The 13946-nt window shown below is 67.3% G+C and carries 13 protein-coding genes; all 13 read left to right on the top strand.

Annotated features, from left to right (window positions below; all coding sequences use genetic code 11):
* Positions 1-12 precede the first annotated feature (12 nt).
* A complete protein-coding gene (locus BLU67_RS08000; RefSeq protein ID WP_092564747.1) occupies positions 13-1542 on the top strand; it encodes a UDP-N-acetylmuramoyl-L-alanyl-D-glutamate--2,6-diaminopimelate ligase in 1530 nt (509 codons plus the stop codon).
* Positions 1539-2951, top strand: coding sequence for a UDP-N-acetylmuramoyl-tripeptide--D-alanyl-D-alanine ligase (gene murF, locus BLU67_RS07995; RefSeq protein ID WP_092564745.1), 1413 nt, complete (start codon positions 1539-1541; stop codon positions 2949-2951). Before BLU67_RS08000 ends, murF begins: the two co-directional genes overlap by 4 nt.
* The gene (gene mraY / locus BLU67_RS07990; RefSeq protein ID WP_092564743.1) at positions 2948-4036 is read left to right on the top strand and encodes a phospho-N-acetylmuramoyl-pentapeptide-transferase; all 1089 of its coding nucleotides are present in this window, start codon (positions 2948-2950) and stop codon (positions 4034-4036) included. Before murF ends, mraY begins: the two co-directional genes overlap by 4 nt.
* Positions 4029-5486: a UDP-N-acetylmuramoyl-L-alanine--D-glutamate ligase gene (gene murD / locus BLU67_RS07985; protein WP_092564741.1), complete on the top strand. Its 1458-nt coding sequence runs from the start codon at positions 4029-4031 to the stop codon at positions 5484-5486. The genes mraY and murD overlap by 8 nt, the downstream gene beginning before the upstream one ends.
* A gap of 65 nt (positions 5487-5551) precedes the next feature.
* The gene (locus BLU67_RS07980; RefSeq protein WP_092564739.1) at positions 5552-6793 is read left to right on the top strand and encodes an FtsW/RodA/SpoVE family cell cycle protein; all 1242 of its coding nucleotides are present in this window, start codon (positions 5552-5554) and stop codon (positions 6791-6793) included.
* Complete coding sequence (murG, locus tag BLU67_RS07975) at positions 6790-7920, top strand: undecaprenyldiphospho-muramoylpentapeptide beta-N-acetylglucosaminyltransferase (protein ID WP_092564737.1); 1131 nt, start codon at positions 6790-6792, stop codon at positions 7918-7920. Before BLU67_RS07980 ends, murG begins: the two co-directional genes overlap by 4 nt.
* Entirely contained in the window at positions 7917-9257 is a 1341-nt protein-coding gene (gene murC, locus BLU67_RS07970; RefSeq protein ID WP_092564735.1) for a UDP-N-acetylmuramate--L-alanine ligase, read from the top strand. The genes murG and murC overlap by 4 nt, the downstream gene beginning before the upstream one ends.
* Complete coding sequence (locus BLU67_RS07965) at positions 9254-10180, top strand: cell division protein FtsQ/DivIB (RefSeq protein ID WP_092564733.1); 927 nt, start codon at positions 9254-9256, stop codon at positions 10178-10180. Before murC ends, BLU67_RS07965 begins: the two co-directional genes overlap by 4 nt.
* 136 nt (positions 10181-10316) lie before the next feature.
* A complete protein-coding gene (gene ftsZ, locus BLU67_RS07960; protein WP_092564731.1) occupies positions 10317-11561 on the top strand; it encodes a cell division protein FtsZ in 1245 nt (414 codons plus the stop codon).
* Between the two features lie 14 nt (positions 11562-11575).
* Positions 11576-12256 (top strand): purine nucleoside phosphorylase YfiH/LACC1 family protein, encoded by a 681-nt coding sequence (locus BLU67_RS07955; RefSeq protein ID WP_092564729.1) that lies wholly within the window; start codon positions 11576-11578, stop codon positions 12254-12256.
* A gap of 42 nt (positions 12257-12298) precedes the next feature.
* On the top strand, positions 12299-12781 hold the full coding sequence (locus BLU67_RS07950) for a cell division protein SepF (protein WP_092564728.1): 483 nt from the start codon (positions 12299-12301) through the stop codon (positions 12779-12781).
* Positions 12782-12799: 18 nt separating this feature from the next.
* Positions 12800-13096: a YggT family protein gene (locus tag BLU67_RS07945; RefSeq protein WP_092564726.1), complete on the top strand. Its 297-nt coding sequence runs from the start codon at positions 12800-12802 to the stop codon at positions 13094-13096.
* 127 nt (positions 13097-13223) lie between these two features.
* On the top strand, positions 13224-13892 hold the full coding sequence (locus tag BLU67_RS07940; RefSeq protein ID WP_092564724.1) for a DivIVA domain-containing protein: 669 nt from the start codon (positions 13224-13226) through the stop codon (positions 13890-13892).
* Positions 13893-13946 lie beyond the last annotated feature (54 nt).

The following is a 13946-nucleotide window of genomic DNA, read 5'->3' as shown; positions in this document are numbered from 1 at the left end:
GGACCTAGCTGCGTGACTGATGAGTTGCTGCTCCGCCGCCCGCGCGTTTTCGGGCTGAGCGTATGGGATCTAGCGAGCGCGATCGGCGCGCGCGTCGTGCGTGATGCCGGCGAGGGGCCGGTCACGGGCGTCTCGGTGGACTCGGCAGACACCCGCGCCGGGGAAGCCTTCATCGCGATCGGCGGTTTCACTACCCACGGCGCGAAGTACGCCGGGCAGGCGATCACCGGCGGGGCGCGCGCCATCATCACCGACGTGCAGGGGCTCGACCTCATCGACGACGCGCCAGGCGTCGCGCTGCTCGAGGTTGCCGATCCGCGGGCCGTCGTCGGGACGGCTGCGCGCCTGGTCTATGGCGATCCCGCCCGCGACGTGCAGGTCATCGGCGTGACGGGCACCAACGGCAAGACGACGACGTCGACGATCCTGTCGCAAATCCTCGCGCGCGCGCATGGGGAATCGGGCCTGTTCGGCACGGTCGAGGTGCGCCTTGGCCAGCAGACCTCTGTCTCGCCGCGCACCACACTGGAGGCGAGCATCGTGCAGCGGCTGCTGGCCCTTGCACGGGAGGATCACGTGCCCGCCGTCGCGATGGAAGTCTCCTCACATGCCGCCCACCTGGGGCGCGTCGCGGGCGTGCGTTTTGCCGCGGTCGGGTTCATCAACCTGCAGCATGATCACCTGGATTACCACCGCACGATGGAGTCCTATTTCGAGGCCAAGGCGACGATCTTTACGCCCGAATATGCCGAGCGCGCCGTCGTGTGCGTCGACGATGAGTGGGGCGAGAGGCTCGCGGCGCGCTGCGAGATCCCGGTGCTGACCGTCGCCACCGACAAGCCGGCCGATCTCGTCGCCACCGAGATTACCTCGATCCCGGCTGGCACGCGCTTCACCGTCATCGACGGCGAGGAACGCCACGTTATCGAGATGCCGCTCACCAGCCAGATCATGGTGCAAAACGCGATGGTGGCGATCGGATTGGCGCGCACGCTCGGGATCGACTGGCAGGACGTGACGGACGCGATGGCGACCGTCTCGCCCGCGCCCGGGCGCATGCAGGTCGTCGCGGCGCGAAGCGAGCGCTACCCGCTCGTCATGGTCGACTATGCCCACACCGCCGAGGCGATCGAGGCGATCCTCACGACGCTGCGGGAGCTGACCCCGGGTGAGCTGACGATCGTCTTCGGCTCGGACGGGGACCGCGATCGCGTCAAGCGCCCGGATCTGGGGCGGGTCGCCGCGCGGCTCGCCGATCGGCTGTATGTGACGGACGAGAATCCGCGCAGCGAGGATCCGGCCACGATCCGGGCCGAGATCCTGGCCGGCGTTCGTGAGGTGCGCCCGAATATGGCGGGGGTCATCGAAGGGGAGACGCGCCGGCAGGCGCTGACCGATGCGATCCTTGCCGCGGGGCCGCGCGATACCGTTGTCGTCACGGGTAAGGGCGCGGAGCCCTACCAAGAAATTCAGGGCGTCAAGCACCCGTATAACGATGTGCCGGTCGCCCGCGAAGCGCTCACGCAACGGGAGGATGCATGATCACGCTGAGCGCCGCCGAGATTGCGGCGGCAACCGGGGGAGAGCTCGCCGGCGGGCTCGCAGCCGATGCGAGCGTCACCGGCCAGGTCATCACCGATTCGCGGGAGGTCGCGCCCGGGGACTGCTTCGTCGCGATCGCGGGCGAAAACATCGACGGGCACCGCTACGTCGCCAGCGCCGCTGATGCCGGTGCCGCCGTCATCCTCAGTGAGCAAGACGTTGCCGTCCCGCACGTGCGGGTCGACTCCACCGTGCAGGCGCTCGGCGCGCTCGCCGCCCACGTGCTGCGAGCCTTGCGCGAGCGCGGCGAGATCAGCGTCATCGGCGTGACCGGATCCTCCGGCAAGACGACGACGAAGGACTTGCTCGGGGCGGCGCTTTCCGCTTTCGCGCCGACGATCTGGCCCGTCGCGAGCTTCAACAATGACATCGGCCTGCCGCTGACGGTGCTGCGCTGCGACGAGAACACGCGCTACCTCGTCGCCGAGATGGGTGCGTCGGCCGCAGGCGAACTCACCCGGCTCACGACGATCGCGCCGCTCGATATCGCGATCGTGCTTATGGTCGGCCACGCCCACGTCGGAGGCTTCGGATCGCTCGCCGACGTCGCGAAGGCCAAGAGCGAACTCGTCGCCGCGATCCGCCCCGGCGGCACCGCCATCCTCAACGCCGATGACGCGCGAGTTTCCGCGATGCGTCCCACCCACGCCGATGGCAGCGCCCTTGCGGCCGATCACGTGCGCTACTTCTCCGCGCGCGGTGAGCTCGCCGGGCGCCCGGGTCTTGCCGCCGCGGACATCCGCGCAGACGCGCTCGGCCGCGCAAGCTTTAGTCTCAGCGGCATCGAGGTGCGCCTGCCGATCGTCGGCGTGCATCACGTCAATAATGCGCTGGCGGCGCTGTCCGCCGTCGCCGCGCTGGGCCTGGATCTGTCTCGGGCGGTGCGCGCGATCGAGGACGCCGAGATCAGCCCGCACCGGATGGCGCTGACCGAGCGCGCCGATGGCGTAACGATCCTCGATGACGCCTACAACGCCAACCCCGAGTCGATGCGCGCCGCGATCGATGCGCTCGCCAGGCTCTCGGCCACGCGCCGCATCGCGCTGCTTGGCACGATGCTCGAAATGGGGGGCGAGGCCGAAGCCCAGCACGCCGAGGTCGGCTCCCATGCCGCGGCCGCCGGCCTGAACTGGGTGATATCCGTCGCAGCCGATGCGATCGCCACAGGTGCTCGTGAGGCAGCTCGCGGCGAACTTCGCGTCGACGCCCTGGAAACCAACGAAGCTGCGCTCGCGCTGCTTGAAGGTGAGCTTCGTGACGGTGACGTCGTCTTAGTCAAAGGTTCCAACGGCGCCAGGCTATGGTCGGTAGCGGATCATCTCGCAGCAGATCAGAAAGCCGGCGCATGACCGCGATTTTGTACTCAGGCACCATCGCCCTGGTGCTGTCCCTGTTGGGGACGCCGCTGTTCATCAAGTTCCTCGTCAAGCGCAACTATGGACAGTTCATCCGCCAGGACGGGCCGGCCGCGCACTTCACCAAGCGCGGCACGCCGACGATGGGCGGCGTCGTCATCATCCTTACCACGGTCCTGGGTTACGCCGGCGCGAACCTCATCGCCGGCCGGCTGCCGAACGTCTCGGCCGTGCTGCTGCTCTACCTCATCATCGGGCTCGGCATCATCGGCTTCCTCGACGACTACATCAAGATCTCGCGCGAACGCTCCCTTGGGCTGAACCCGCTCGGCAAGATCCTCGGCCAGGCGTTCATCGGGATCACGTTCTCCGTCGCCGTCTTGCTGTTCCCGAACGAAAACAACCGCACGCCCGCCTCGATGCGGATCTCCTTCGTGCGTGATTCGCCGATCGACCTCGCCTTCGCCGGCGTCGTCCTCGGGATGATCCTGTTCGTCATCTGGTCCAACTTCCTCATTACGGCCTGGTCGAACGCCGTGAACCTGACCGACGGGCTCGACGGGCTCGCGACCGGCGCCTCCGTCATGGTCTTCGCCGCCTACACCGTCATCGCGATGTGGCAGTCCAACCAGTCCTGCCAGTTCCTGGCAGAGCCCACCCAGGCGTGTTACGAAGTGCGCGATCCGCGAGACCTCGCGATCCTTGGTGCGGCCCTCATGGGCGCGTGCTTCGGGTTCCTGTGGTGGAACGCCTCGCCCGCCCAAATCTTCATGGGCGATACCGGCTCGCTCGCCCTCGGCGGCGCCGTCGCGGGCTTTTCCATCCTCACCCACACCGAGGTGCTCGCCGTTGTCATCGGTGGCCTGTTCGTCATCATCGTGATGTCCGACGTCATCCAAATCGGCTCGTTCAAGCTCACCGGCAAACGCGTCTTTAGGATGGCGCCGCTGCACCACCACTTCGAACTCAAGGGCTGGGGCGAGGTCACGATCGTCATCCGGTTTTGGATCATTGCCGGCCTGTGCGTCGCGCTCGGCCTCGGCCTGTTCTACGGGGAGTGGGTGTCACTCAGTGGCTAGCACCTCCCGCACCCGCGTTGATCTTTCCGGCGCGCGCGTCGCCGTCGCCGGGCTCGGCGCCTCCGGCAAGGCCGCGCTCGAGGTCCTCGGCACGCTCGGCATGGACGCGCTCGGCGTCGACCACTCCGAGGCCGCCATCGAGGCCGCCGCCGAACAGCACCTGCCCGGCCGTCTCGCCCACGCCACGAGCGATGAAGACTTTGCCGACCTCGCGACGCGCGATCGCGATATCGTCGTCGTCTCGCCCGGCATCACGCCCCACACGCCGCTGTATGCCCGCGCCGCCGAACGCGGCGTCGAGGTCATCAGCGAGATCGAGCTCGCCTGGCGCGTGCAGGCCCCGAAGGCCGACGGCAGCTTCGCGCCCTGGCTCACGCTCACCGGCACGAACGGCAAAACGACGACGGTGACGATGACGAGCGCGATCCTCACCAGCGCGGGCCTCGTCGCGCCCGCCATCGGGAATGTCGGCACCCCTGCGGTGCTCGTCGCCGCCCGCGGCGGCGTGGACGCGCTGCCCGCCGAACTCTCCAGCTTCCAACTCCATTCGACGTCCTCGGTGCGAGCGCTCGCCTCGGCATGCCTGAACATCGACGACGACCACCTCGACTGGCACGGCTCGGCCGCCGCCTACGCCGCCGCGAAGGCGCGCGTGCACCGCGGCACGCTGCGCGCCTGCCTATATTCGCGTCACGACGACGCAACCCGCCAGATGGTCGAGGAGGCTGACGTCACCGAGGGCGCCCGCGCGATCTCGATTGGCACCGATACGCCGCCCCTGGCGGGCCTCGGCCTCGTCGAGGATATGCTCGTCGATCGCGCCTACCACGCGGAGCGCCACACCCAAGGCGTCGAACTCGCAACACTCGCCGACCTCGCCCACCTCGCGCCCGGCGGCAGCCTGCCCGGCCACGTCGTCATCGATGCGCTGTTCGCTGCAGGCCTGGCCCGGGCCGCCGACGTGCCGCCGGAAGCGATCGCCGCGGGCCTGCGCTCCTTCGCGCCTGGCGCCCACCGGATCGAAACGATCGCCGAGATCGACGGCGTGCGCTACATCAACGACTCGAAAGCCACCAACGCCCACGCCGCCCGTGCCTCGCTCACGGGTATGGCCGATGGCAGCGTCGTGTGGATCGCCGGGGGACTGGCCAAGGGGGCGCGCTTCGAGGAACTCGTCGCCGATGTCCGGCCCAAGCTCAAGGCCGCCGTCCTCATCGGCGTCGACCAGGAACCCCTGGCGACCGCACTCGCCGCCGAGGCGCCCGAGATTCCGGTGCGTGTCATCGATCCCGCGCACCGCAGCGTCATGGCCGCCGCCGTCGCCGCCGCGCGTGAACTCGCGGGCAAGGGCGATACCGTCATGCTCGCGCCCGCGTGCGCCTCGATGGATCAGTTCGCGAACTACGCCTTGCGCGGTGAGGAATTCGCCACGGCCGTGCGCAACGGCTAGTCGCGGCGTGTTAGGCACGCCGCACACCATTCGCACCGCACAATAGGGGAGAGGGAAGGGGAGTCATGCCGGTCACGTTGACGCAAGAAACATCGAAGCGCTCGCTGACCCGTACCCACCCGGGCGCGCTGTCCTACTACCTCATCCTCGGCTCGGCCGTCGTCCTGCTCGTTTTTGGCATCACCATGGTGATGTCGGCGTCGACGGTCACCTCCATCAAGGAGGGGCGTACCCCGTATAACGACGCCACCCGGCAGATGGGTTTTGCCGCCGCCGCGCTGATCCCGGCATACGTCCTGTCTCGGTTGTCCATTCCCACGCTGCGCAAGATCGCTCCGTTTGCACTGCTTGGCTCCTGGGCGATAGGCGCGTTGATCTTCACGCCGCTAGCTGTCGGCAAGGGCGGTAACGTCGCCTGGATCCGAATTCCGGGCCTGCCGTTTGCGATCCAGCCCTCGGAGTTCATCAAACTCACGCTCGCGCTTTTCCTCGCTTCGATTCTCGCCGCGCATCTGCGACACCTGGAGAACTGGCGCCACCTCGTCGTGCCACTGGGCGCTGTTGGGGTCTCGATGGTCCTTGTCCTAGGTGGTCACGACCTCGGTACCGCGCTCGTCATCGCGGTCATGGTCGCTGCGATGCTGGTCTGCGCGCGGCTGCCGAAAAAGTGGTTGGGCGTGCTCGCGATCTTGGCGCTCGGGGCCGTCGTGTACATGGTGATCGACAACCCGACGCGCATGGCCCGAATCATTCAGTTCCTGCCCGGCATGGAACACGCGACCGAGGGCACCTCCGATGCGCTCGGCTATCAGCCGCGCCACGGCCGCTGGGCCCTTGGCACCGGTGGCGTCTTCGGGGTCGGACTGGGCGCCTCGCGCGAGAAGTGGGCCTACCTACCCGAGGCGCACAACGACTATATTTTCGCGATCATCGGCGAGGAACTCGGCCTCGTAGGAACCTCGCTCGTGCTCGTGCTCTTCGCCGTTTTGGCCTGGGGAATCTTCCGGCTCTACCGGGTGTTGACCGACGATTTCTCGCGGTTACTCGCGGCGGGACTCGGCACCTGGATCATCGGGCAAGCCTTCATGAACATCTTCGTTGTGCTGGGCCTTGCGCCGGTCATTGGCGTGCCGCTGCCCTTGATCTCTTCTGGCGGTTCCTCCCTCGTCAGTACGATAATGGCCATCGGAGTCTTGCTGGCCCTGGCTCGAACCGAGCCCGGCGCTAGCGTGGCCCTGGCGCAATCGACATCCGCGGTGAGGCGGTCACTATCGGTGATCGGCCGCCGTGCAAGGAGAAGTTCGTGATTCACTCGATCGTTCTGGCCGGTGGGGGCAGCGCGGGACACGTCAACCCGCTGCTCGCAACGGCCAGCGAAATCGCTGCCCGCTACCCGGCCGCCCGGATTACGGCGCTCGGGGTAGCAAGCGGATTAGAAACGGAATTGGTTCCGGCCGCGGGCATCAACCTCGTGACGATCCCGAAGGTTCCGATGCCGCGCAAACCCACCCCGAGCGCGCTCACCTTCCCGGTGAAGTTCCGCTCCGCGATCTCTCAGGTGCGCGGGGTCTTGGCCGACGTGAAGGCCGACCTCGTCGTCGGTTTCGGTGGTTTCGTCGCCACCCCCGCCTACCTCGCTGCCTGGCGCGATGGCATCCCGTTCGTCATCCACGAGCAAAATGCCCGGCCCGGCTACGCCAATAAGCTCGGCGCCAAGCGCGCCGCCGTCGTCGCCCTGACCTTCCCTTCGACGCCGCTTGCCGCTAAGCGCGGCCGGACCGTGACGACGGGTTTGCCCATCCGCGGTCCGATCCTGGATCTCGCGATGCGCCGGCGCGGGGGAGACGGCACGTGGGCGCGCAGCCAGGCCGCCGAAAAGCTCGGCCTGAACCCCGAGATGACGACCGTGCTTGTCACCGGGGGCTCGCTCGGCGCCAAGTCCATCAACGCCGCCGCCGCGGAGATCGCGCCCTACTTCGCCCAGCGCGGCGTGCAGGTCCTGCACCTGACCGGCAAGGGCAAGGCGGGCGAGGTGCACGCCGCGCTCGCCGATCACGGCATGGAGCTCGGCACCTACCACGTGCGCGAGTACCTGCCCGCGATGCACGAGGCCTACGCAGCCGCAGATATGGTCATCTGCCGTTCGGGCGCCGGCACCGTCGCCGAACTCACCGCGCTCGGGCTGCCCGCGATCTACATCCCGCTGCCGATCGGCAACGGGGAGCAGCGCCGCAATGCGGCCGATGTGCTCGCCGCCGGTGGCGGCTTGCTGCTGGACGATTCGGACCTCACTCCGGCCTCCCTCACGGCGACAATCAGCCCGTGGCTGACCGACCCGAGCGCGCTCGAGCAGGCCGGAGCGGCCGCCGCCCGCGTCGGAGCAATCGACGGCGCCGCGAAACTCGTTGACGAAATTGAAAAGGTCCGGCGATGAACCGCGAGCGCTACCACTTCATCGGGATCGGCGGTGCGGGGATGTCCGTCATCGCCGAGTTGCTCTCGGCCCGCGGCCAGATCGTTCAGGGCTCGGATGCGAAGGACTCCGCGGCGCTGCAGCGCCTGCGCGCCAAGGGCATCCACTGCTTCATTGGCCACGACGGCACGAACCTGCCCGCTGATTTCACCGTCGTGCGCTCCACGGCGATCAAGGACACAAACCCGGAACTCGCGCTCGCCATCGATCGCGGCCAGCAGATCCTGCACCGCTCCGAGGCCCTCGTACGCGCCGCCGAAGGCTTGGACTTTGTCGCGGTCGCCGGGGCCCACGGCAAGACGACGACCTCCGGCATGCTGGCCGCCGCCCTCGTGGAGGTCGGCACCGATCCGTCCTATGCCATCGGCGGCACGGTCCTCGGGCTCGGCTCCGGAGCGAGGCTTGGCACCGGTTCGGTGTTCGTTGCCGAGGCCGATGAATCCGACGGCTCGTTCTTGAACTACGCGCCGCGCGTCGCGATCGTGACGAACGTCGAACCCGATCACCTCGACCACTACGGGTCGGAGGCGGCCTTCAAGCAGGCCTTCCTCGACTTCGCCTCGCGCCTGACCGAGGGCGGGCTCCTCATTTGCTGCGCGGATGACCCGGGCGCTGCCGACCTGGCGGAGCGCGCTGCCGCCGAGGGGCTGCGCGTCGTCACCTATGGCCGCTCCAAGAACGCTGATGTCGGCGTCGCGGGCGATGACGTCATCATCGATGATCGCCACTATCGCCTCGCGCTGCAGGTGGCAGGGGACCACAACCGCCTGAACGCTGCCGCCGCCCTCATCGCCGGTATCGAACTCGGCGTGCCCGCCACCCTTATGTCGCGTTCGCTCGGCGCCTTCGCGGGTACCGGACGCCGCTTTGAACAGCGGGGCTATGTGCGCGGCGTGCGCGTCATCGATGACTATGCGCACCACCCGACGGAGGTCGCCGCCACGATCGCGACCGCCCGCACCCAGGTCGGTGCCTCGCGCGTCATCGTCATCTTCCAGCCGCACCTCTTTAGCCGCACCCAGGCGTTCGCCGATCGGTTCGCCGGAGCGCTCAAGGGCGCCGATTCCGTCATCGTTACCGATATTTTCCCGGCCCGCGAGGCCCCGGTTGCGGGCGTGACCTCCGAACTCATCACGGATAAGCTCCCCAAGGCCCGCTACGTCGGCGACATGGATGAAGCCGCGCGCCTGGCCGCAAGCCTCGCCCGCCCCGGCGACATCGTGCTCACCATGGGAGCCGGCTCGATTACCGAGGCCGGCGCAACCGTCATTTCCGCACTGTCGGAGCAGGCGCGGTGAAACCACCGCCACGCCCAAGGCCGCGCATCCACCGGCCGGGCCTGAACGAGGACGACCGTCAAGCGCTCATCACGCCCGAGGAGGAGGCCGAGGACCGGGCCAAGCCCGAGCCCCGCGCCGAAGCTGAGCGCTCGCCCGCCCCGATCACCCAGCTCGCCGCGCGCGCCAAAGAAACCCTGCGCCGGGACCACTCGCCCGTCACCTCGCTGAACCGAGTGCGCGATGAACGCCGCCGAGCCGTGTGGCACGCCCGCAAGCGCTATGCCTACTGGGCCGCCGCGGCCATCGTGCTCATCGCGGCGCTCGTGTGGGGCGCATTCTTCTCCCCGCTGTTTGCCCTGACGACGATCAAGGTGAAAACCGAGGGGCCCGAGGTCTCGGAATCGGCCGTGACGGCCGTCCTTGAGCCCTACCGCGGGACGCCACTGCCGCGCCTGTCCACCGGCGATATGCGCGCGGCCGTCGAGGCACTCACGGTCGTGGAAACCGTTCAGGTCGCACGATCGTGGCCGAAGGAAGTCATCGTGACGGTCAATGGACGCGAAGCCGTCGCCGCCCAGCAACTGGCCGATTCCGGCGAGTTCGAACTCCTCGATGCCCACGGCGTCGTCCTTGGCAAGCGCGGCGAAGCCCCCGAGGGCATCCCCGTCATCTCTGTTGGGGGAGAAGAACACCTGCGCGGCGCGCTCATCCAGGACGTCCTCACGACGCTTGGCGCCCTGCCAGATGTGGTGCGCTCGCGCCTGAGCTCCGCCGCGATCGACGGCGACGGCCTTATGAGCTTCACACTCGATAATTCCGCCCGAGTCATCTGGGGTGGCTCGAACGATATCGAGCTGAAATCGCGGGTGCTGCAGGTACTGCTCACCCAGGAGGCCAAGGTCTACGACGTCTCCGCGCCGCGAACCCCCGTGACGAAATAACTCGATTTCCCAACACGCCGTGTCGGTCGTTGTTCTGCCTCGTGCAAGCGCGTACTTTGCTTGCGCCTAACGACGACAAAAGTTTCACCTTCAACCTGAGCTTGAAGGTTGAAGGCTCGCAACGAGAGGGAAACCCGTGACATCACCACAGAATTATTTGGCCGTCATCAAAGTGGTCGGCATTGGCGGCGGTGGCGTCAATGCGGTGAACCGCATGATCGAAGAAGGGCTCGAGGGCGTCGAGTTCGTCGCGATCAACACCGATGCCCAGGCCCTGGTCCTATCCAACGCCCACTCCAAGCACGACATCGGCCGGGACCTGACCCGCGGCCTCGGTGCCGGCGCCGATCCCGAGGTCGGTCGCAAGGCCGCCGAGGATTCGATCGAGGAGATAACCGAAGCCCTGCGCGGCGCCGACATGGTCTTCGTGACCGCCGGTGAGGGCGGTGGCACCGGTACCGGTGGCGCGCCCGTCATCGCCAAGATCGCTCGCGAGATCGGCGCCCTGACGATCGGTGTCGTCACCCGCCCCTTCGCCTTCGAAGGCCGCCAGCGTTCCACCAAGGCCGAGGCCGGTATCGAGGCGCTGCGCAAGGAAGTCGATACTCTGATCGTCATTCCGAACGATCGCCTCCTGCAGATCTCGGATCGCAACGTCTCCGTCCTTGACGCCTTCCGCGCCGCGGACCAGGTGCTGCACTCCGGTGTTCAGGGCATCACCGACCTCATCACGACGCCGGGCCTCATCAACCTCGACTTCGCCGACGTCAAGTCGATCATGAAGGACGCCGGCTCCGCCCTCATGGGCATCGGCTCCGCATCCGGCGAGGACCGCGCCGTCCAGGCCGCCGAACTCGCGATCTCCTCCCCGCTGCTCGAGGCCTCGATCGACGGCGCGCACGGCGTGCTGCTCTCGATCCAGGGCGGCTCGGACCTCGGCCTCTTCGAAATCCACGAGGCCGCGCGCCTGGTCCAGGAAAACGCTCACCCCGAAGCCAACATCATCTTCGGTGCCGTCATCGACGATGCCCTCGGCGACGAAGTCCGCGTCACCGTCATCGCGGCCGGCTTCGATCAGCAGCCCGAGGGCCGCAAGCCCGCCGGCGGTCAGCAGGCCCCGCAGCGCCCGGCCCCCGAGCCCAAGCGCGAAGAGCCCGCACCCGAGCCCGCCGAGGATCGCACCCCCGGCCAGGTCGCCGACCGCCAGGGCCAGCACTCCGTACCGCGCACCGCTCCCGCCGTGCCCGGCTTCACCGAGTCCGACAAGAGCCCGGAGCCCGAAGAGGCCACCCCCGAGCTCGATGTTCCCCCGGTCTTTCCCGACGGGGGCCGCAACCAGTCCAAGGATGACGACCTCGACATCCCGGACTTCCTGAAATAACGAGCCCTCGTTAGGTGCGTTATTCCCTCCCATGCGGGCCGGGAGCGCTCGCGGTCATCACGACCGCGGCAGCTCCCGGCCCGTTCGAGCACTGCGGCGCCGTCGAGCTGACGCGCGCCGCCCAGATCCACTCCGACATCGTCCTTGAATCCGCCGCCCCCGGCGTCATCGGGGAAGGCGATGCCGTCATCACCCGCGAGGCCGCCCTCGCCCCCGCGGTCCTGACCGCCGACTGCGTGCCCGTCCTCATTGCGAGCGAATCCGGCACCGTGCGGGCGGCCACCCACGCGGGACGCAAAGGCCTGCAGTCGCGCATCATCACCAAGACGATCGAGCGATTGCGTGAACGCACGGGCGAACCGCTGTGGGCCCTCATCGGTCCGCACATATGTGCCCGCTGCTACGAGGTACCCGCCGAGCTGCAAGAAGAAGTCGCGCGCGAGCGGGACGAAGCCCGCGCCACCACCTCGTGGGGTACCCCAGGCCTGAACCTCACCGCGATGGCGCGCCGCGAACTTGCCGACGGCGGCGTCTGCAATGTCGAGGTCGACGTGCCCACCGAGCAGTGGTGCACGCTGGAAAACGAGGCGTGGTGGTCCTACCGGCGAGACGGAACGTCCCGGCGAATCACGAGCGCCCTCCTGATCGATGACACGCCGAGCCCGTTGCCGCCCGGCGCCCAGAATCACCCATAACGTAAAGACACGAGTACCCACACGAGTTTTGAGGAGATCCCGATGGCTGGATTCCTTCGCAAGTCCATGGAATATCTGGCGCTGTCGCAGCCGGAAGAAGAGACCGAGGAAGTCTACGACGACTTCACCACCGACATTGTCAACAACGTGAAGGACACCGTGGACGAGACGCCTGCTGCTCCCGTGACCCCCATCCACCGCGCCGCCTCCGCCGGCCAGCGTTTCGACGTGCACGAGAACACCTCCTCCCAGGAACTCTCCCGCATCGTCACCTTCCACCCCACGGCCTACAACGAAGCCAAGGTCATCGGCACCGCCTTCCGTGAGGGCATCCCGGTCATCTTGAACCTGTCTGGTATGTCGGAAGCCGACGGCAAGCGCATGCTCGACTTCTGCTCGGGCCTGGCCTACGGCCTGGAAGGCGGCATCGAGAAGGTGACCCAGCGGGTCTTCCTGCTCTCGCCCGCCACGGTCGAGGTCTACCGCGACGCGGAAGACTCCGACCCGGTCAAGCACCTCGGCTAAGAAGGACCCCACACTTTCGTGTCCATACTCTTTGTGCTGCTGGCGCGCCTGTGTTCGATTTACCTGCTGATTCTTTTCGCTCGTGTGATCCTCGATTGGATTCAGGTATTTAATCGTTCCTGGCGTCCCAGCGGCCCCATCCTGGTGATCGCCAACGTCATTTACGCGCTGACCGATCCGCCGGTGAAGGCCCTGCGCGGGATCATCCCGCCGCTGCGGCTCGGCGGCATCGCGCTAGACGTTGGATTCCTCGTCATCGTCTTCGGCGTGATCATCTTAGAGCGCATTTTTATCTCGCTTGCTATCGCGGTCTAATCTCAATCTCGTACCGCGAATACTCAGCCAGAGAATGCGCATCGTAGCGATGTTTCGGGTATTGTAATTTTTAGCGCGCAGACCCTGCGCTGCGCACATCTGCAACTACGACCACGAGGTGACGACAATGGCGCTGCTAACAGCGGACGACGTCCTCAACAAAAAGTTCCAGCAGACGAAGTTTAGGGAAGGTTACGACCAGGATGAGGTCGACGATTTTCTAGACGAAGTAGTCAACACGCTGCGAGCCGTACAGTCCGAGAACGAAGAGCTGAAGGCTAAGCTGCAGGCCGCTGAGCGCCGGATTTCCGAGCTGGGCGCCGGCGGCGGCGATTACCAGCCCGCCGAGGAAACCCCCGCCCAGGTGGACGAGCCCGTCGCCGAAGAAGTGGAGACCCCGGCCGAGCCCGAGGTCCACGCGGAGCCCGCCGAAGAGCAGGCCGCGGTCGAGCCCCAGGCCCACGCCTTCGCCGCTCCCGGCGAGGGGGGCGATTCCGCCCAGTCCGCAGCCGGCATGCTCGCCCTCGCGCAGCGCCTGCACGATGAGTACGTGCGCAACGGCCAGGACGAAGGCGAACGCATCGTCACCGAGGCCCGCCAGCAGGGCGACAGCATCATCAAGGAAGCTGAAGACAAGTACAACAACACGCTTGCTCAGCTGGAGAAGGAGCGCTCGCTGCTCGAGCGCAAGATCGATGAGCTGCGCACCTTCGAGCGGGATTACCGCTCGCGCCTGAAGAGCTACCTCGAGGGCCTGCTGCGTGACGTCGAGGCCTCGCCTGAGACCCTGTCCTGACACCCCCTTGCACAACGGCGGCACCGTAGAACGTGCCGCCGTTGTGCATGTCCA

Origin of the sequence: Bowdeniella nasicola, assembly GCF_900107735.1 — a bacterium.
In the GTDB taxonomy this organism is placed as follows: Bacteria; Actinomycetota; Actinomycetes; order Actinomycetales; family Actinomycetaceae; genus Bowdeniella; species Bowdeniella massiliensis.
Note: the sequence above shows the minus strand (reverse complement) of the source record. Positions and strands in the feature narration are given on the sequence as shown.